The sequence below is a fragment of the Sorangium sp. So ce302 genome (genome assembly GCF_051530145.1).
GTDB classification, from domain to species: Bacteria; Myxococcota_A; Polyangia; order Polyangiales; family Polyangiaceae; genus Sorangium; species Sorangium cellulosum_B.
This window is the reverse complement of sequence record NZ_CP150326.1, coordinates 1,310,509-1,328,358: the sequence shown is the minus strand read 5'-3', so window position 1 is coordinate 1,328,358 and position 17,850 is coordinate 1,310,509. Positions and strand designations below refer to the sequence as shown.

15 protein-coding genes and 1 pseudogene are annotated in these 17,850 nt (G+C 70.6%); 8 read left to right on the top strand and 8 right to left on the bottom strand.

Annotated features, from left to right (window positions below):
• Nucleotides 1-98: 98 nt before the first annotated feature.
• Together WME73_RS05040 and WME73_RS05035 are read left to right on the top strand one after the other, a co-directional pair.
• Complete coding sequence (locus WME73_RS05040) at nucleotides 99-506, top strand: hypothetical protein (protein ID WP_437914926.1); 408 nt, start codon at nucleotides 99-101, stop codon at nucleotides 504-506.
• Nucleotides 507-860: 354 nt separating this feature from the next.
• Nucleotides 861-1,319: a hypothetical protein gene (locus WME73_RS05035; protein ID WP_437914925.1), complete on the top strand. Its 459-nt coding sequence runs from the start codon at nucleotides 861-863 to the stop codon at nucleotides 1,317-1,319.
• 85 nt (nucleotides 1,320-1,404) lie between these two features.
• Here the strand turns inward: WME73_RS05035 and WME73_RS05030 are convergent, their stop codons facing one another.
• Both WME73_RS05030 and WME73_RS05025 read right to left on the bottom strand, forming a co-directional pair.
• Nucleotides 1,405-1,791, bottom strand: a complete 387-nt coding sequence (locus WME73_RS05030; protein ID WP_437744383.1) for an NFACT RNA binding domain-containing protein — start codon at nucleotides 1,789-1,791, stop codon at nucleotides 1,405-1,407.
• 14 nt (nucleotides 1,792-1,805) lie between these two features.
• Complete coding sequence (locus WME73_RS05025; protein WP_437914924.1) at nucleotides 1,806-2,789, bottom strand: lysophospholipase; 984 nt, start codon at nucleotides 2,787-2,789, stop codon at nucleotides 1,806-1,808.
• Nucleotides 2,790-2,906: 117 nt separating this feature from the next.
• On the opposite strand from WME73_RS05025, the gene lon reads away from it, so the two are divergent.
• Nucleotides 2,907-5,318 (top strand): endopeptidase La, encoded by a 2,412-nt coding sequence (lon, locus tag WME73_RS05020; RefSeq protein WP_437914923.1) that lies wholly within the window; start codon nucleotides 2,907-2,909, stop codon nucleotides 5,316-5,318.
• A gap of 6 nt (nucleotides 5,319-5,324) precedes the next feature.
• Here the strand turns inward: lon and WME73_RS05015 are convergent, their stop codons facing one another.
• The 3 genes from WME73_RS05015 to WME73_RS05005 all read right to left on the bottom strand — a co-directional run bounded on the left by WME73_RS05015 (nucleotide 5,325) and on the right by WME73_RS05005 (nucleotide 9,590).
• Nucleotides 5,325-6,278 (bottom strand): N-acetylmuramoyl-L-alanine amidase family protein, encoded by a 954-nt coding sequence (locus WME73_RS05015; RefSeq protein ID WP_437914922.1) that lies wholly within the window; start codon nucleotides 6,276-6,278, stop codon nucleotides 5,325-5,327.
• A gap of 162 nt (nucleotides 6,279-6,440) precedes the next feature.
• On the bottom strand, nucleotides 6,441-7,691 hold the full coding sequence (locus tag WME73_RS05010) for a DNRLRE domain-containing protein (protein WP_437914921.1): 1,251 nt from the start codon (nucleotides 7,689-7,691) through the stop codon (nucleotides 6,441-6,443).
• A 675-nt stretch (nucleotides 7,692-8,366) separates the two neighbouring features.
• Nucleotides 8,367-9,590, bottom strand: a complete 1,224-nt coding sequence (locus tag WME73_RS05005; RefSeq protein ID WP_437914920.1) for an MFS transporter — start codon at nucleotides 9,588-9,590, stop codon at nucleotides 8,367-8,369.
• Between the two features lie 132 nt (nucleotides 9,591-9,722).
• Between WME73_RS05005 and WME73_RS05000 the strand changes: the two genes are divergently transcribed.
• The 3 genes and pseudogenes from WME73_RS05000 to WME73_RS04990 form a co-directional block, all read left to right on the top strand.
• Nucleotides 9,723-10,583: an MBL fold metallo-hydrolase gene (locus WME73_RS05000; RefSeq protein WP_437914919.1), complete on the top strand. Its 861-nt coding sequence runs from the start codon at nucleotides 9,723-9,725 to the stop codon at nucleotides 10,581-10,583.
• A 269-nt stretch (nucleotides 10,584-10,852) separates the two neighbouring features.
• Nucleotides 10,853-12,715, top strand: coding sequence for a hypothetical protein (locus WME73_RS04995; protein ID WP_437914918.1), 1,863 nt, complete (start codon nucleotides 10,853-10,855; stop codon nucleotides 12,713-12,715).
• Nucleotides 12,716-12,835: 120 nt separating this feature from the next.
• Nucleotides 12,836-12,997: pseudogene (locus tag WME73_RS04990) on the top strand (transposase domain-containing protein); the annotation flags it as partial.
• 341 nt (nucleotides 12,998-13,338) lie between these two features.
• Here the strand turns inward: WME73_RS04990 and WME73_RS04985 are convergent.
• The 3 genes from WME73_RS04985 to WME73_RS04975 form a co-directional block, all read right to left on the bottom strand.
• Nucleotides 13,339-14,076 carry a hypothetical protein gene (locus WME73_RS04985; protein WP_437914917.1) on the bottom strand — a complete coding sequence of 246 codons (738 nt, stop codon included), beginning with the start codon at nucleotides 14,074-14,076 and terminating at the stop codon, nucleotides 13,339-13,341.
• Nucleotides 14,077-14,343: 267 nt separating this feature from the next.
• On the bottom strand, nucleotides 14,344-14,700 hold the full coding sequence (gene tnpA, locus WME73_RS04980) for an IS66 family insertion sequence element accessory protein TnpA (RefSeq protein ID WP_437914916.1): 357 nt from the start codon (nucleotides 14,698-14,700) through the stop codon (nucleotides 14,344-14,346).
• 278 nt (nucleotides 14,701-14,978) lie between these two features.
• Entirely contained in the window at nucleotides 14,979-15,821 is an 843-nt protein-coding gene (locus WME73_RS04975; protein ID WP_437914915.1) for a hypothetical protein, read from the bottom strand.
• Nucleotides 15,822-16,480: 659 nt separating this feature from the next.
• Between WME73_RS04975 and WME73_RS04970 the strand changes: the two genes are divergently transcribed.
• Nucleotides 16,481-17,227, top strand: coding sequence for a hypothetical protein (locus WME73_RS04970; RefSeq protein ID WP_437914914.1), 747 nt, complete (start codon nucleotides 16,481-16,483; stop codon nucleotides 17,225-17,227).
• A gap of 9 nt (nucleotides 17,228-17,236) precedes the next feature.
• Nucleotides 17,237-17,743: a hypothetical protein gene (locus WME73_RS04965; protein WP_437914913.1), complete on the top strand. Its 507-nt coding sequence runs from the start codon at nucleotides 17,237-17,239 to the stop codon at nucleotides 17,741-17,743.
• Nucleotides 17,744-17,850: the final 107 nt, after the last annotated feature.

Sequence of the window (17,850 nt, the reverse complement as noted above, 5' to 3'; positions counted from 1 at the left end):
AGCGGTCACGTCCGCCGCATCCGCCTCGCATCTTTCTTCTGCCGCCTCCTGTCTTCCGTGCGCGCACACCCGCGGACGCGGGCGAGGACGGCAGATGCATGGCGAGACGAGCGAGGACGCCCCCCTGCTCGCAGCCCGAGGAGATCCGCTTGCCCGACGCCAACATGACGACATCCGCCCTCAACTCCGCGCTCGGCGGAGAGATTCGGTCCCTCCGATCCGTGATCGCCGCGCTCACGCCGGTGATTCACGCGCGGGTCGGCCGGGCGCTGCACCGGCGCCGCGCGCGGTTCGCGGGCCCCCTCGGGCTCTCGCTCCTCGAGGCGCTCCTCATCGAGGAGGAGCCGATCGCCTCGGTCTGCGCGCGGACCGGCATGAGCGCCTGCGCGGTGCAAGCCTGGAGCAGCCGCCTCAGGCGGCGGTTCGCGGCGCTGGCCGCCGGGGGCGGCGAGCACGCGCGGAGCGGGCCCGGAGGACGGAGCAGGGCGGCCTCGCTCTGCGCGTGAGCGCAGCGGCCTCGCAGCGCGCCGCCTCGGCCCTCGACCGCGCCACGTGCTCGCGGGGCACCACGATGGGCCGGTGCCTCACGGCCCAGAGCCGCTCGGCGCCCTCCAGGGTGAGCGTCAAACGATCCCCTTCGATGCGAAGCTGCACGGCGACAGTCTAGCTGTTCGCGAGCGCCTGGCGAGCAGCTGTCGCTGCCAGATTGCCGCCATGGTGAAACGCAGCGAAGAAGAAAAAGACACGTGATGTCAGATGTGGCGAGCGTCGCGCATACTCCTCTATCGACGACGGCGAGGCGCCCGCCCCCGGGTGGAAGCGGCGGCTCGCCCCTCACCAGAACGATGGGAGAAGACATCATGTTTCATGACACGAACCTGCGCTCGATGAAGATGCACCTTTGCGCGCTGCTCGCGACGACCGCGGCGCTCACGACGCTCCTCTCCGCGTGCGGCGCCCCGCCCGTGGGCGATCTCGATGGCGCCGAGGAGGAGGCCCTCTCCGAGCAGGCGGATGCGCTCGCGGGGCCCGCGAGCGGCCGCCTCACCTGCGCTGTCGTCCGCTGTATGGACGGGTTTGTCTGCGAGGAACGGAAGGGGAGGGCCGCGTGCGTGCCCGCCCCGAAGCGCCAGTGCGTGACCGACGACGACTGCAGCCTCGTCGACAATTACTGTGGAGGCTGCAACTGCAATGCCGTCCCCACGGGCACGCCCGCGCCCAAGTGCCCGGGAGACGAGGTGGCGTGTTTCGTCGCGCCGTGTTCCGGCCTCACCGCTTCCTGCCAGGCCGGAGCGTGCGTGATCGCGAACGAGCTCTGACAGAAGCCCCCACGACGACGTACCGAGCCGCCGCTCGCCCCTGCGCGGCTCGCCGTCGCCCTCGCACCACGCCCCGGCGCTCGCCTTACCCTGGATCGCGCCCGGGGATCTCCGGCCGCACGCGCACGCTCTTCCACCGCGCGAGCTGAACGAGCCCGGCGGGCGCGCCCCGCGGCTTGCTCACGTCCCCGGCCCGGCAGACGTGGACCTCCACCTTGGCGGCGCTCCGCGCCTTCGAGTACCACGCGGCGGCCGCCGCGGCGCGCTCGACCACCTCGCGCGGGACCTCCACGCGCTCGGGGTTGCGCACGATCACGTGGCTGCCCGGCGTGCCGCCGGCCACGTGCAGCCAGAGATCGTGCGGCTCGGCGACCTCGAAGGTGAGCGCGTCGTTGTCCTCGTCGCCGCGGCCGACGAGCACCTCGAAGCCATCGATCGTGAGCGTGCGGTACGGCCGCCCCTTGCTGCCCATGCCGGCCCCCGCCGTCAGCCGGGCGCGGCGCCGGCGCCCGGCTGCGCAGGCCTCGCCGGCGCCCTCGCCTCGCCCGCCACCTCGGCGGCGAGCCACGCGAGCAGGTCCCGCACGACCTCCTCGCGGTTGATCTCGTTCAGCATCTCGTGGCGCCCGCCGGGGTAGAACCGCTGCGCCACCCTGCGGAGACCGGCGGCGCGGTACGCCTCGATCATCTGGGTGACGCCCTTGAGCAGCCCGCCGACCGGGTCGCGAGAGCCGGAGAAGACGTAGATGGGCAGGTCCTTCGGGATGCGCGAGAGCCGCTCGGGGCGCGCGAGCGCCGCCATCGCGTCGAGCAGGTCGACCCAGAGCGAGGTCGTCGCCGGGAAGCCGCAGCGGGGATCGGCGATGTACACGTCGACCTCGGCGCGATCGCGAGAGAGCCAGTCGAAGGGCGAGCGCGTCGGGGCGAACATCTTGTTGAAGCTGTCGAAGCTCATCGTCTGGAGGAGCTGGCTCTTGCCGCGCTCGCCCAGCCGCCTCCGCTCGGCGCGGGCCACGAGCCGGCCCGCGTCCACGAGCGCGTTCGCCTTGCCCGATGCGCCGGAGAGCACCGCGCCGTCGATCGAGCCGCCGTGCTCGATCAGGACCTCCTGCGCGAGCGCGGCGCCCATGCTGTGGCCGAAGAGGACGACCGGCAGGCCGGGGTGCTCGCCGCGCGCGCGCGCGATGAGCTGCGCGAGATCGCGGACGACCCGCTGGAAGCCGCCCTGGCTCGCGAAGAAGCCGAGCTCGTCGCTCCCGCGCGCCGTCGCGCCGTGGCCGCGGTGGTCGTTCGCGTAGACGGCCCACCCGTCGGCGCAGAGCGCCTGCGCGAGGCGCGCGTAGCGGCCCGCGTGCTCCGACATGCCGTGCGCGACGTGGACGACGCCGCGCGCCCCGCCCTCCGGGAGCCAGCGGTACACGAAGAGCTCCCGGCCATCGTCCGCCTGAAACGTGAAGGTGTCCGCGGGCATCGCGGGCCGACCCTACCACCGCTCTGCGCGCGGCTGACCACGATTCTCGATGCTTCCGCGCCGAAAGGAGTTTTCGGTACGGTCCTCCATGGCATGAGGTTCGCACAAAGGCCGGCCATGCCCGAGCGCCGATCGTTGCCCGTGCTCTCGTTGCGCGACACCGTCCTCTTCCCTGGGATAGCGACGCCCATCACGGTCGGACGGTTGAAGACGCTCCGCGCGGTGGAGGCCGCCCTCCGGGTCGAGGGAGAAGACAAGCGCATCTTCGCGGTCGCCCAGCGCGACGCCGCCGAGGAGCCCACCGCGGGCGGCCTCTTCTCGATCGGCGTGATCGCCCGCATCACCCAGGTGCAGCGGTTCGGGTCGGGCCTTCAGCTCGTGCTCTACTGCGAGCGGCGAGCGGCCGCGCCCCGCTACACCGAGGTCGACGGCGTGATCCGCGCCCCCGTCATCGAGCTCGCCGATCTGCCCCTCCGTCCAGAGGAGGACGGCGCCCTGGAGGCGCTCTCCCGCGAGGTGCGCGAGCGGGCCGTCGAGTACGGTCGCCACCGCGGCGCGCCGGAGGACGTGCTCAAGCAGTTCGTCGGCAGCATGTACGGCCCGGCCGAGCTCGTGAACCACATCGCCTTCTACCTGGACCTCCCGACCCCCGAGAAGCAGGCGCTGCTCGAGATCCTCTCGACGGAAGAGCGGATGCGCAGCCTCGCGCTGCACCTCTACCGGCAGATCGGCATCGTGGAGACCCAGGAGAAGATCAGGACGACCGTCGAGGAGGAGCTCGGCGAGCGGCAGCGGGAGATCTACCTGCGCGAGCAGCTGCGCGCGATCCAGAAGGAGCTCGGCGAGGAGGAAGACGAGAACGCCGCCGCACGTCTTGAGCACAAGCTGCAGCGGGCCAACCTGCCGGCGGAGATCCTGCAGGAGGCGCGGCGCGATCTCACGCGCTTGCGGCGCATGGGGCGGGAGACGTCGCCGGAGGCGCAGGTCCTCATGACGTGGCTCGAGTGGGTGGCGGATCTGCCCTGGAACCAGCGGACCGACGACCACGTCGATCTCGATCGCGCGCGGGCGATCCTCGACGAGGATCACTACGGCCTGGGCGACGTGAAGGACCGGGTGCTCGAGTTCCTGGCCGTCCGGAAGCTGCGCCTGGAGCAGGCGAGGAGCGAGGGCGAGCGGAGCCGCGCGATCTCCCGCGGGCCGATCCTGCTCTTCCTCGGTCCGCCCGGGACCGGCAAGACGTCCATCGCGGAGTCGATCGCGCGGGCGCTCGGGCGCAAGTACGTCCGCGTCTCGCTGGGCGGGGCGCGCGACGAGGCGGACATCCGCGGCCACCGGCGCACGTACGTGGGCGCGATGCCCGGCCGCATCCTCCAGGGGATCAAGCGGATCGGCTCGAAGAACCCGGTGATCGTCCTCGACGAGGTCGACAAGCTCGGCGCCTCCTACCAGGGCGATCCTGGCGCGGCGCTGCTCGAGGTGCTGGATCCGGCGCAGAACGACGGCTTCGTCGATCACTACCTCGGCCTGCCGTTCGACCTGTCCGAGGTGCTGTTCATCTGCACGGCGAACTTCCGCGAGACGATCCCCCCTCCGCTGTTCGATCGGATGGAGCCCGCGCTGTTCGCCGGGTACACCGAGCAGGAGAAGCACGAGATCGCCCGGAAGTACCTGCTCCCCCGGCAGCGGAAGGAGTGCGGGCTGCGCGAGGAGCAGCTGCGCGTGACCGGCACGGCGCTCGGCGGGATCATCAGCGGATACACGCGCGAGGCGGGCGTGCGGCAGCTGGAACGGACGCTCGGCGCGCTGGCGCGGAAGACCGCGCGCCGGATCGCGGGCGGCGAGATCGAGCGGGCTGTGGTGGGCGCCGACGACGACGTGAAGGAATTGCTCGGCCGCGCGAGGATGCGCCTTGAGCGGAGGCTCCAGTACGATCAGCCGGGGGTCGCGACCGGCATGTATTACACGCAGATGGGTGGCGACATCATGCACGTCGAGGCGAGCGTGATGCCCGGCAAGGGCGATTTCGTCCTCACGGGGCAGCTGGGCGACGTCATGAAGGAGAGCGGCCGCGCGGCGCTGAGTTATGCGCGCGCGCACGCGGCGGAGCTCGGCGTGCCGTCCGATCGGCTGCAGCGGCGGGACGTTCACATCCATGTTCCGACGGGGGCGGTGCCGAAGGACGGGCCGAGCGCGGGCGTGACGATGGCGGTGGCGCTGGTGAGCGCCCTGTCGGGCAGGCCGGTCAGGAGCGACATCGCGATGACGGGGGAGATCACGCTTCGCGGGACGGTGCTGCCGATCGGGGGGATCAAGGAGAAGGTGCTGGGGGCGCACCGCGCGGGGATCTTCGAGATCCTGCTGCCGGCGGACAACGAGGCGGATCTCGACGATCTGCCGGCCGAGGTGAGGAGCTCGCTCGAGTTCTACCTGGTGAACACGCTCGACGAGGCGCTCGCGCTCTGCCTTCGGCTCCGCTCGATCCGGCTGGAGGCGCCCGAGGAGATGCCGCACGCGCGGGCGTCCTGACGCGCCTCAGGTGGGCGGCGGGGAGACCGGCGCGCCGTCGCCGCCGAGCGTGTCGGCCGGCGCGCCGTCGCCGCCGAGCGCGCTGGCCGGCGCGCCGGCGCCGCCGAGCGTGTCGGCCAGCGCGGCGGCGGCGGCGGCGGCGAAGGCGTCGAGCGTGGCGGGCTCGGTCCAGCGGGTCGCCTCGCGGGCGTCGAGCGCGTGGTGGGTCTCGACGAGGATGGAGGGCATGGAAGGGCGGCGCAGCACGAAGATGCGCTGTCCCGGGGGGCGCCGGTCGAGGAAGACGCCGGGCTGGGCGGTGTCCGGCGCGTACAGGCCGCTGTACGCGGCGCCGTCGTAGGGCAACAGGCCTGCTTCTTCCATGCGCCTCGCGAAGCCGCGCGCGAGCGCGAGCCGGAGGGCGCAGAGGGCGGGATCACCTTCGTCGGACCACAGGACGGCGAACCCCGGCGCGGCGAGGCTGAGCGGGCACTGGCGGCCCTGGCCGGGCGACCACGTCTCGGTCCTGCCGCGCACGTCCGAGTGCAGGCTGACGAAGGCGTCGGCGCCCCACCGGGCGGCGTCCTCGACGCGCTCCGCGTAGGGCAACGGACGGTCGCCGGCCCTGCCCACGCGCGCCTCGAAGCGCCCGGTGGCGTTGAGCCGCTCGGCGAGGGCGCGCGCCGCGGCGAGGGTGAAGTCCTGCTCGTCGACGCAGAAGCAGGAGAGGTTGCCGGAGTTGCCGGGGGCGCCATGTCCGGCGTCGAGGTAGATGCGGCGGACCCCGAAATCCCGTGGAAAGACGGCGGAGGGGGCGACGACGCGGGCCCCTGGAAACGGCCACCCGCTCGGCGCGATCGGGAGCTTGAGGGCGCGCCGCGCCGCGATCTCGCGCGGGGAGCCCGGGGCGAGCGCCCGTGAGAGGGCGGCGGCGCCGGCGGCGCCGGCGAGACCGAGGACGAGCTTCCTGCGCGAGATCACCGCGGCTCCGCTTGCTATCAAAGGCGGAGCGCGGCGTCAGGTTCTCGGCAAGCGAGCGTGGCCGAGGTGACGAAGGGGGCGTGACGTGGCGACATCCCGAGATCGCCCGGGACGTCCGATAGCTCGTGACCCGGCGTGCCCCGCGCCTCGGCCGGAACCCCGCTACTGGGCCGGCGTGTAGCAGACCTCGAGCTTCGGCCGGGGGGCGATGTTCGTTTGCTCGCTCGAGCGGATGTCGGTCCGACCGTTCACGTCGTGGAGCGCGACGCCGTGGTTCGGGGAACCATCCACCCAGGACTGGACGAGGGCCGCCACGTTGGCGGTCACGACGGCGCTCGCCTGGGCGACGGTGGTGATCGAGGCCTCGACGGCCGGGTTGTATCCGGGGAAGTTGCCGGCGTGCACGGTCGACTCCTGCCAGGGGCCGTTCACGCGGTGCAGCTCGATGGTGCTGGCGCTCGCCTTCCACGTGTGAGACAGCGAGAGGGTCGCGGATTCGACGTCGGAGCCCGCCGGGATGAACGACAGATCGAAGGCCAGCACGCCCAGCTGCACGCCCTCCGGGAACGTATTCATGACGACGTACGGGTAATCGCCGTACGGCCACGAGACGCCGGGCTGGATATGCGCATCCTGCACGCTCCCGTAGGTGCCGCGCTGCACGACCACGCACACGGGCTCGGCGGGCGCGGGGGGCTCGCAGGCGTCGCCGATGCCGTCGGCGTCGGCGTCGGCCTGGGAGGGGTTGGCCAGCGCCGGGCAGTTGTCGCACGAGTCGAACACCCCGTCCTGATCCGTATCTGCGGCGACCACGGTGACGTTATCGAGCAGCGTCCCCTGGCCGTTCGAGATGCCCAGGTCGTTGAACTGGAGGCGCGTCGTCGTGCCGGAGGCCACGAGGGTATAGGTGTAATTGACCCATGCGGAGCTGGCGGTCGTCAGCGTGGCCACCTGCTGGCCGCCCCAGACGACGCCCAGCACGTTCTGGCTCGCGCTCGTGCCCGGGCGCGCGGCGAAGGCGAACCGGAGCTGGTAGGTCGCTCCCGGGACGGTCGTGAGGTTCTGATAGATGCCGCTCGAGTTCGTGGCGTCCAGCTCGACGTGCTGGTCGCCGTGCGCGGGGTTCATGCCGTTCGAGTGGTCATAGACCTGGATCTGACCATAGGCAGCCTGCCAGCCGGTGATCGAGCCGTTGTAGATCGACGACGTGCCGGGCCACACGTCCGGCGATTCGAAGCTGCCGTTCGTGACGATGTTGCCGGAGGGGAGCACCGAGCAGGAGACGAGCGCCGCCGCGCCCTCGCCGATGGCATCTTCGGTATCGTCGTGCGGCTCGGCTGTAGCCATGCAGCCGGAGATCATCGAGGCGAGCGCGAGCGCAGAGGCAGAGATCGACAGATAGGCGGTTCTCATAGGAGAGCTCCTCGTTGCGGCGCCGGCATAGCGGCGCCGCGCTGTGCGGCGAGCTGCCGCACGCCGTTGACTTAGAAAATACTTCTTCCAAACTGGGCGATGCTGATACGGTGCTCCATTTGCCCGAAGGCGGAGCGCTGAAGGAGTCATTCGTCAACCAGCGCGTGCGGCACGACGGCGCAATGGGACGGCCGTTACCAGGCGCTCGCCTCCCGGATCGTGGCCGACCTCGACCTCCCTGGCCCCCAGGAGGATCTCACCCCCCTTGGGGGATGAGGGGCGTCGCCGGCCGGGCGATCGATGGATGAAGTCGGGCGAGCGCGGTCACGAGCGATTCTTGCAGCAGTCAGCCGTAGCGCTGTCTGGTTATATCATGAAATGGGCGCGCGGATCATCGTCTTTCGCACCAGCCAGCGCCGCGACGAAAAAGGCTGTCCCCCTGATCTCGTGAGAGAAAGAGCCATGGTGGGCACCGCGGGCGCCGAGGGAAGAGGAGAGGGGAAAAATTCTTCATCTCTCCTCTTTCCCCCCTGCGTTTCGGCGTCTCGGCGTCTTCGGCGTCTTCGGCGTCTTCGGCGTCTTCGGCGTCTGTCTTGCTTCTACGATTCAATTTCGCCAGGTCACGGAACTGGGGCAAAATTGGTCACTGGGGCAAAATGGGACGACCGGGCCCGCTCACCCCTCACCCGCTCTCCGCTCCCGCAGCGGCAAGAGCAGCCCGAGGAAGACGACCGAGATCACGGTCCCCAGGGCGAACAGACCTGCATAGCCGAGCCGCTGCGCGACGGCGCCCGAGAGCCACACCGCCGGTGATTTGCCGAGCACCTCCACGCTGGCCAGCAGCGTGTAGTGCGTCGCGCCGACCGACCGCCGGACACGCGACATCATGAAAGCGAACACCGCCGTCGTGAGCGCGCCGCCGAAGAGGTGCTCGGCCACGGTGACCGCGACGACGGCCTCCGCGGTGGGCGCCCCCGCCGCGGCGAGGTACCACTCGCCCGCCATCGCGACGGTGCGCAGCGCCGAGGTCACCGCGACGGCGGCGAGCAGCGGGATCCGCTGCGACAGGAGGCCTCCCGCGAGCGAGCCGGCGATCGACGCGACGAGGCCGTACGTGCCCACCCAGAGGCCGATCCGGTGCGGCGGGAAGCCGGCGTCGACGAGGAACGGCTTGAACATCATGTCGACCATCGCCTCGCCGAGCTTGTAGGTCCCGAGGAAGGCGACGACCCAGAGCGCGCCGGGCGCCCGCAGGGCGGCGAAGACCGCCGCGAGCACCTCGCGGAGCGACCGGCGCGCGTGCGCCTCGAGCTCGCTCGCGGGAGGCTCGCGCAGCGCGAGCGAGGCCAGCGCCGAGAGGAAGACGAGCGCGGCCATCGCCCCGAACTGACCGCCCCAGCCGATCCAGGCGCTCGCCCAGACGAGCAGCCCGCCCGCGACGAGCATGCCGACCTTGTAGCCGACCACCTGCGCGGCGTTCGCCAGGCCGAGCTCACCGCGCCCGAGCAGGTCGATCGCGAGCCCGTCGACCGCGATGTCCTGGGTGGCCGCGAGCAGGTTCATCAGGAAGACCAGCGCGAGCAGGGCGCCGAGGTGGCGCGACGGCGGGACGAACGCGGCGGTCGCGCACGTGAGCGAGAGCAGCACCCCGAGCGGCAGGATCCACGAGCGGCGCCTGCCGAGCCGCTCCCAGCCGTAGCGGTCGACGAGCGGCGCCCAGAGCGCCTTCGCCGCCCACGGGAGCGCGAGCGCGCCGGCGAAGCCCACGCCGGAGAGCGAGACGCCGCTCGCCCGCAGGAAGACGGGGAGCGCCGTCGCCTGGAAGCCGAACGGAATGCCCTGCGCGAAGTACAGCGCGGCGAGGGCGGCGATCGTGCCGGCGCGCGTTCGGTCTGCCACGACCGACAATCGTAACCGAGCGGACGAGCGTCGGTCGCCGGAAACACGGACACTGGCGTACGTTTCGATCTCGATCTCGATGAGCACGCCGCAACGACTCACCCCGTCTGCCGGCCGGACGAGCCCGCGCCGATGATCGCCGACACCTTCTCTCCGCGATCGCTCGCGCCGGCGGGCGAGGTCCGGGTGCGGTGGCTGGGCACGGCGGGGTTCGCGATCGAGCACGCCGGCGCGGTGGTGCTCATCGATCCCTATCTCACGCGCGCTTCGCTCCGCCGTTGCGTGGTCGGCCGGCTCGTCCCCGACGTGGCCGCCATCGCGCGCCACGCGCCGCGCGCCGACGCCGTCATCGCGGGCCACACCCATTTCGATCACGCGCTCGACATCCCGGAGATCGCGCTCCGCACCGGGGCCACGGTCTTCGGCTCGCGCTCCGCGGCGGCGCTCTGCCGCGCCGCCGGCGTCCCCGCGGCGCGCGTGCGCGACGTCGAGCGCGCGCCGGGCGGCGAGCCCGTGGTCGGCGAGGTCGGCCCGTTCCAGCTGCGCTTCTTCCCGAGCGCTCACGCCCGCCTGCTGCTCGGCCGGGTCCCCTTCCCCGGCGACATCTCCGATTGCGACCAGGTCCCGCTCCGGGCCGAGCGTTACCGGTGCGGCGCCGTCTTCGCGGTGGAGATCCGGGTCGCGGACCGGCGCATCGTCCACCTGGGCAGCGCGGAGCTCGTCGAGGCGGGCCTCGATTGCAGGGAGCCCGACCTGCTCCTGCTCTGCGTGGCCGGCTGGACCGCCTCGAGCGCTTTCCCCGAGCGCGTCGCGCGCGCCCTGTCGCCGCGCGCGGTGCTCTTCTCGCACTGGGACAATTTCTTTCTGCCCCTCGATCGCCCCGCCGTCGCGCTCCCCGCGATGCAGGGAGAGCGCCTGGCAGAGCGCCTCGGCCGGGCGTCGCGCGACGTGAAGCTGGGCGTGCTCCCGCTGCTGGGCGAGGTATGGATATAGGTTGAGGCGCGTTGTTTGCTCGCCGTCCCTGGGGACTTTGTACCAGGGTGGGGGGGAGAGGGGATGCCTTCCCCGGCCGGCGCGCTGCGTGCGAGAAGGCGCGCGGCGTCGTCTCGGCCGTCGCTTGCGGCCATGGCGGAGCTCCGGCTAGATTCGCGCGCGCATGAGCGCTTCCCGTCGCTGGCCCTCCTCGCGCGCGAAGCGCTCGTCGCGGCCGTTCGCCATCACCCGCTTTGCTGGGCGGGCATCACAGATCAGGTGAGGATACCTTGATTTCGTTCATCGCCGCCTTCAACCTGCCGGACGCGAGCGACCGCGATCCCGGCGCGTTTCTTCGCCGCGCGGCGCTCCTCGTCGGCGAGCGGATGTCCTCCATGGGCCCGGAGCCCCGGATAACGGTGGAGGTCCTGCCAGAGGTGGGCGGCGGGTGGGCGCTCCTCACGCCGGAGCCGCCGGCGCGGCTCGCCCTGCTCGATCAGGTGGTCACCGACACGCACGCTGTGCTGTTGTTCGGCGAGCTGCAGGGCGAATCCAGGGCTGCGCCCGCGAGGGCCGTCCTCCGCGCCTGGACGTCGGGCGGCGGGGACGCGGTGGCTGCGCTCGATGGCAATTTCTCCGCCATCGTCGTCGACCGCGCTGAGCGCACGGCCTCGGTGATCTCGGATCTGCTCGGCCGCCGGGCGCTGCGCACCCTGCACGCGGACGGGGTCCTCTACGTCTCTCCGCACGACGTCGCGCTCGTGGCGACCGGGGCGTGCCCTGTCGAGATCGACCACGCCTCGGCGTGCTCGATCATCACCGCGGACTGGTCCATCGGCGGGCGGCCGCTGCTCGCGCGCGTCGAGCCGGGCGATCCGGCGCACTGGCTGCGCCTGCGGGGCGGCCGCCTGGAGCGGCTCCCCGCGCCGCTCGGGCTGTTCGAGCGCCGCATCGACGCCCGTGACGCGGCCGCGGTCCGGGAGCGAATCGACCGGATCGTCGACACCATGCGCGAGAACACGCGCTTCGCCGCGGCGGGCTGCGACACGGTCCGGGCCGATCTGACCGCGGGCATCGACAGCCGCGCGGCTTTTGCGCTGGTCGCGTCGATCGTGCCGGCGGAGCGCATCGTCGCCAAGACCACCGGCGCGACCGACAGCCTCGACGTGCGCGTGGCCAGGCGCATCGCCGCCCTCGTGGGCGCACGCCACGAGCACCGCGAGCTGGATCTGCCCATCCACGACGATTTCAGCCGTCACGCGGATCTCATCGCGTTTCACATGAACGGCGATTCCAGCGCCAAGCGCGCGATTGACAGGTATCCGAGCTGGGACGACCGCCCCCTGGGCTTCGAAGGGGGTGGAGGCGAGATCTTCCGTGGCTATTACTATGCTCGCCCCGGCCAATACACGCGGGTGGCCCGCGCCAACGCGGACGACGTCACGGCCTTCTTCGTCCGGAAGTGGCGCCGCCCGACAGCGCTGAGCTTTCGCTCACCCGATCCTCTGGCCGCCGTCCGCGAGCGCACCCGCTCGGTGGTCGAGGCGATGTTCCGGCGCTCGCCCGACCTCCACGACGTGCTCGATCAATTCTACCTCTTCGAGCGGTATGGCCGCTGGGGCGCGATCACGTCGCGTTTCGCCTGGTGGAAGACCTTCTCCCCGTACGCGAGCCCATCCGTCGTGCGGCTGGCGTTCGGCCTGCCCTCCCCGATTGGCACGCACGCGGGCCTCCACGACGCCATCGTGCGCCGCTTCCTGCCGTCCGCGCGCGGCATCCTCGTGAACGACAACTCCCTGCTTCCGCTCCAGGGGCCCGGGCTCACGCGCCTGCTCGCGCGCGATCTGCTCTATGTCACCGGCGAGCTCTGGCGAGCGGCGACCGCGTGGCGCGGCCGCTCGGGCAAGAAGCGCCGCTCGGCGGACGCCATGCGCGCCGACATGCTCGCGGGGCCGCTCCACGACCACGCGCGCGACGTGCTCCTCTCGCGAGACAGCATCGCCGTGGACCTGCTCGGGCACGAGCCCGTCGCCCGCCTGCTGGACGAGCACAGGGCGCGCCGGCAGCACCTGGAGAGCCTGTGCAACCTCCTCAGCATCGAGCATTTCCGGCGCCTCGTCACGTCCACTGCCGCGGCCGCATCCAGCCGCTGACACCGGTCGGCTTGCACTTCGGCAGAAGATCATCCCCTCCAGGTAGAAGCTCCCCCAACGCTGGGGGCCTGTGTGCAAGCAGAGCTCGAGCGGAAGCGTAGCCCAGGCGTCGAGGCGCCGTCGTGTCGGATGCACGGAGTCAACTTGCTCGCCTGGGCAACAGACGTGATCGGCAAGTTGCAGGCGGGCTGGCCGCGCGGACGGCTGGACGAGCTGTTGCCCGACGCCTGGGCGAGCTCGTCGCGCGCTGCTCCGAGCGCCGGCAACGCCGACGCGATCTGAACAACGCGAGCCTCGGTCGGCGACGCAGGCGGAGGCCGCCTCGCCGGGCCCCCTTGTAGGACCGCCCGTGCCCACGCCAAGTCGTGGGCCGACGCCCCCCGCGCCCAGCATCGTCGACCCCGGCGAGGGCCGCAAGGGGCCGTGCCTATGGCGATGACCGGGTGGTTACGGGACACCGGCGCCAGCAAGGATCCGGTACCGCCAGCCCCGTCTCCCTCGCAACGTAAACTCGCAGATGAGCCGGCGAGCATCTTCAGCGTCCCGAAGACCCGGATGTGAGGCCCACAAGTCCGGTTCCGTGAGCGGGGCCCCGTCGACGAATGGTTGGGGTGGAGCCACCGTCAGTCGAACACACCGTTGTCGTTGGCGTCCAGGACAATATCCTCGCCGTCATCCCATGCGCCGTTTCCATTCGCATCATGGAAACTGATCGGCGACGGGAGCGGTGGCACGCAGAACGCGCCGACCTCCAAGTCACAGCTCACCACCGCACCATCGAACAGGTTGCCGCCGGTATCCACCACGATGCAGTCGCTGCCAAGCTGGTGAATACCATCCCGGATAGCTGTGGGGCAAAACGTCGGCCCTTCCGCGTGCATCGCATCCACGCCGAACGTCCACGCGGCGTTGCCGTCGAAATCAAACATGTCCAATCCTGAACCGTTAAACACCGGCTGAGGGAATGCCGTCAATGTGTCCCCGCAAGTCACATCGACCGAGCCGGGCACACCGTCGCCGCTGCTCAGCGTACCGTCTGCATCGATGATTGCATCGGACGCCGGGCAATCGCATGGAAAGGTGCTGCTTCCTGTTTGCTTTTCGAAATTCTTGCGAAGTGACTCGCACGCGGGCGCAGGCTGCTCGTCGCAATCTTGCTGCTCGCAGTAGGCGTTACACAGGCCAAAAGCCGCACCGACCAGGCCATTGCACGCAGATTCTTCTGCCACCGTTTGGGAAACTGGAGTCTGAGCCGAGGTCATGGCCGCCGGGAAAACAATCACCAAGCCAACTCCCGCAGAAAAGGCCATCCCAATCATCTGCTTCGCACGATTTTTTGCGTTATTTTTCACAGCTCTCATCCCCCGTATCCGCATCATCCTGATGCCATTGCCCAAACCACGGAGCCCAGCCATCGTTCGTCATCGCCCTCGAAATAGTTTTCGCAGGACAAAAGCAACGCCGCACCCGCCCATGGTCCAGTGCTACTTAACTCGAACGATCCGGCACGTCAACCCGCTTGGTGAAATGAAGGAATGCAAGAGGGCTGGCGCGTACAGAACGGATGTCCGGCCCCGGAGTCGAGAAAAGGCCGACTGCGACAGAACAAATAGGCGTTTGCTCGAACGCTAGCGACTTGCAGCCGTCCGCGTTCGAGCAAACGTCCTGTTGGACGAAGCCGATCCGTGGCAGCGGGTGTGACGCTCCCAGACGCGCCTACGTGATGGGTCGCGGTAGAGACGGCCCTTCGCCCCGTCGAGCTCGGGCCGCCCCCCGCATGGATCCCAGCGAGCAGAGCTACCGCACTGGGCTCCTGCCTCGGGTTCGGACGTCGACGGCTGTGAGGGCCGGTCAGCGCGCAGCTTCCAGCGCCAAGAGGACTGCTGCTTCGGCTTGTACCCTTCGCGCCGCGCGAACTTCTCGGCGCTCAGCCCGCTGCGCTCCCATCGCTCCACCCGCTGGGCCCACTCCGCCTTCGTCGCCATCGCTTCCTCCTTCGTCGCGATGGGGACTGGTAACCGGCCCCGACGGGGTGGTCACGATGGCGTTGGTCGGGCGGTTACCCTGCGCCGGCGAGCTCCTCGAGCACGGGCTCGGCGTCGCGGTCTGGTCGACCGCGGAGCGGCCGCGGGGTCGAAGTGGACGCCAGCGAGCTCGGGGACGTCGATGTCCACCTGGGCGGGGGCGGAGCGGCCGCGCCGATGTCCACCTAGTCGAGGGCGGAGCACGCCGATGCCACCTGGCGCGCCGGCGGGTCCGGCTGTCACGCGATCGGCGGCTGCTCAGGCGCGCCCGGCGCCGCGGCCGGCGGCGGAGTCGCGGCTGGCGCCGGCGTCGGCGCGGCGGGCTCGTCCTCGCCGGTCTCCGGGTTCACGTCCGCGATCGCGCGCCGCGAGCGCAGGTATTGCCCGATGGCCTCGTCTTGCTGAAGGATCGGCGCGAGCAGCGCGAGCCGAGCCGCGGTCCCCTCGCGTGTGCGCTCATGGTGCTTGCCCAGGATGATGGCGACCGCCTCGAGCAGGAGCCCCTGGCCTTCGGCGCGCGCCGAGCGCACGCGGCCCCAGTCGATGAGCGACGGCGGCGGCGCTTCCAGCGCCTCGCGGTACTGGACGGCGAGATCCGCGAGGCGGGTGACCAGGCGACCCAGGCCGAACTCCCTCACGGCCGTGGCGAGCTCGCCCTTGAGAAGGGCGACGATATCGTCGACGGCCGCGAGCTCATCGATATAAGGGAGGGAGGTGATCGCCTGAACGCTTACAGGGAAGATCGGCTTCAGGAAAGCCGCCACCTCCTTGTGGACGGGATCGTCGGGTGCGGCGCCCTGTGTCTGCGCGACGACAAGATCACGGATCGCGCCGAGGGTGCGGTCGACGAGCACGTCGATGCGCTGGGCGGCGGGGTTAGCCCCCGTGGCCACGGGTTCGCCGGCCCAGCGGCGCTCCATCGCGCGCGTGGCGAGGTCGTGCTCGATGGCGGCGTCGCAGTGCTTCACGAGCTCCGTGAAGCGCTGCTCCTTGGCGATGGCGCGGACCTGACGGAGCGCGAACAGCCGGCGGCCGGTGGTGAAGACATACAGGTTGAAGATCGACTCGAGCGTACCATCCATGGAATCCTCCCTTCGGGGGAAGCGGCGAACGTACACGGAAGGAGCCCACGGTCGGCAAGCGGAAACCATTGAATGGTGAGCGGATAGCACGGAGTCGACGCGCTCGACCCATCGAGCCATCGAGCCAGCGCCGCTCACCGTGGCGCTGCCGGCTCGCTGCCCGATCGCCAGGGCGAGCGTGTCACTCGACGAGGATCCGGCCCCTGTTTCCAGCCGTCCCGGATCATGGGCCCGTAGCTCAAGAAAGTGTTACCAGGGCTCCGGTCGTACCCCCCTCTGGCCTGGCCTCGCGCCTGGTCGCGGGGGGCTCGACCCCCCTCGTACCTGGCCCGGCACCTGGTCGTGTGACGGTCGACCCGCGCGAAGCCTGGCCTCGCCCCTGGTCGCGGGGGGCTCGACCCCCCTCTAGCCTGGCCTTGGGCCTGGTCGCAGGGGGGTCGACTCCCCCTCCAGCCAGGCCTCGGGCCTGGTCGCAGGGCGGTCGACTCCCGTCCAGCCTGGCCTTGGGCCTGGTCGCGAGGGGGTTCGACCCCCCAAGCCTTGCCCGGCGCCTGCTCGCCGGGGGGTTCGACCCTCGCGAGCCTTGACCTGCACACCGACCGGGGGCGCATTGACCGCGGGGGTGAGCCCTGCGAACCTAGACTCCTGAAAGGGGGGCGATGCCCGGCATATCAGGTGCAAAGCTGTCCGCCGTCGTGCTCGCGGCGATGGTGGGGTACGTGACGGTTCCGGCTTGCACGATCACGATCGGACCTGGGCAGGGTGACGCCGCCGAGGAGGGGAGCACGGCGGGCGACGACCGAGAGGAGCCGGGAGGCGAGACGACGCCCGAGGCGCCAGGTGAGCCGGAGGCGCCAGGTGAGCCGGAGGCGCCGGCCGAGCCGGAGGAGCCGTCGTTCGAGGACCTGGATCCGCAGAAGCTGGCGCTAGCCTCGGCGAAGGCGGGGTTCGCCGCGTATTACCTGACAGGAACCGTGGAGTCGCTCGGCCTCGACCCGGCCACGCTCGACGAGGCCACGCTCGCGCAGCTCGTCGAGCAGTACCTCCCCGTGGCGGCGGCCGAGGCGGACAGGTGGCTTGCGACCCTCGATCCCGCCACGCTGCCGCTGGCCGTCATTCCGCGGATCGAGTGCGAGGAAGAGTTCCACTGTCCTTACAGCACCCGGTGCCGCTACAGCGCGCCGCCGGTGCGCCACGGCTGCTACGTGACGGACTGCGCTGATGCGAAGTGCCGCCAGTGCCCCGAGATCTTCGGCGAAATCGCGTCGCGCCTCATCTTCAAATCCTGGTGCACGTACGTCTGCGTGCAAACCGCGACCTCCCCGCCTAAAGAGGTCGCCGATGGGATCGTATTCATCACCCACTGGGGCGACGAGCCTGTCGGGCCCTGGTGCATTCCTCGGTGAGGTTTTGCCATGTGCAAGTGCAACGACGCGTCGAGACAGGAGACGGCAGACGCGATCTACGAGAGCTTCAAGGCCAGGGATCCCGCCTACGCGACTCCACGGGTGAGAGCTTGGATCGAGCAGAGCATCGAGAGCGCGACGTGCATCGCGAGCGTCCAGCTCCTCATGGGGATCTTGGCCGCCCCACGCTACCGGAAGAAGGTCTTCCAGAGAGCACCAGACCGAGAGGCGCTCTTCGACCTCCTCGACAAGTATCTTGCATTGGCTGCGTCGGATGGGTGGGCGGACGGGAGCAGTGTTCCGCGAACCATCGAGCTCACGCGCCAGATGCGCGCCCTGCTGGAGACATGGGAGTTCAGCCTCGACGTCCCCGAGCCGATCGTGAGCGTCGCGCGCGCGTGGCTCGCGGCCTACGAAACTCCCGAGCCACCCGAAGGCTGGGACCAGTGGCCTGGCCTCGACGTCGTACCTCCTCAGTTCGCGATCCCTGAGCAGCCCTCACGAGGCGGCCCGTAAGCCCCGAACCGGCGCCGTCTCGGCAGACGCCAGGATCGAGCATTCGCTTCACTCAGTTCCTCGCTCCCCGCACCTGTGCGTCGTCGCGGCTGCATAGCGGCGGAGGT

Coding starts and splice junctions, on each gene's coding strand:
- WME73_RS05040 (WP_437914926.1), top strand. CDS start 99: ATGGCGAGACGAGCGAGGACGCCCCCCTGCTCGCAGCCCGAGGAGATC.
- WME73_RS05035 (WP_437914925.1), top strand. CDS start 861: ATGTTTCATGACACGAACCTGCGCTCGATGAAGATGCACCTTTGCGCG.
- WME73_RS05030 (WP_437744383.1), bottom strand. CDS start 1,791: ATGGGCAGCAAGGGGCGGCCGTACCGCACGCTCACGATCGATGGCTTC.
- WME73_RS05025 (WP_437914924.1), bottom strand. CDS start 2,789: ATGCCCGCGGACACCTTCACGTTTCAGGCGGACGATGGCCGGGAGCTC.
- lon (WP_437914923.1), top strand. CDS start 2,907: ATGCCCGAGCGCCGATCGTTGCCCGTGCTCTCGTTGCGCGACACCGTC.
- WME73_RS05010 (WP_437914921.1), bottom strand. CDS start 7,691: ATGAGAACCGCCTATCTGTCGATCTCTGCCTCTGCGCTCGCGCTCGCC.
- WME73_RS05000 (WP_437914919.1), top strand. CDS start 9,723: ATGATCGCCGACACCTTCTCTCCGCGATCGCTCGCGCCGGCGGGCGAG.
- WME73_RS04985 (WP_437914917.1), bottom strand. CDS start 14,076: ATGAGAGCTGTGAAAAATAACGCAAAAAATCGTGCGAAGCAGATGATT.
- tnpA (WP_437914916.1), bottom strand. CDS start 14,700: ATGGCGACGAAGGCGGAGTGGGCCCAGCGGGTGGAGCGATGGGAGCGC.
- WME73_RS04975 (WP_437914915.1), bottom strand. CDS start 15,821: ATGGATGGTACGCTCGAGTCGATCTTCAACCTGTATGTCTTCACCACC.
- WME73_RS04970 (WP_437914914.1), top strand. CDS start 16,481: ATGCCCGGCATATCAGGTGCAAAGCTGTCCGCCGTCGTGCTCGCGGCG.
- WME73_RS04965 (WP_437914913.1), top strand. CDS start 17,237: ATGTGCAAGTGCAACGACGCGTCGAGACAGGAGACGGCAGACGCGATC.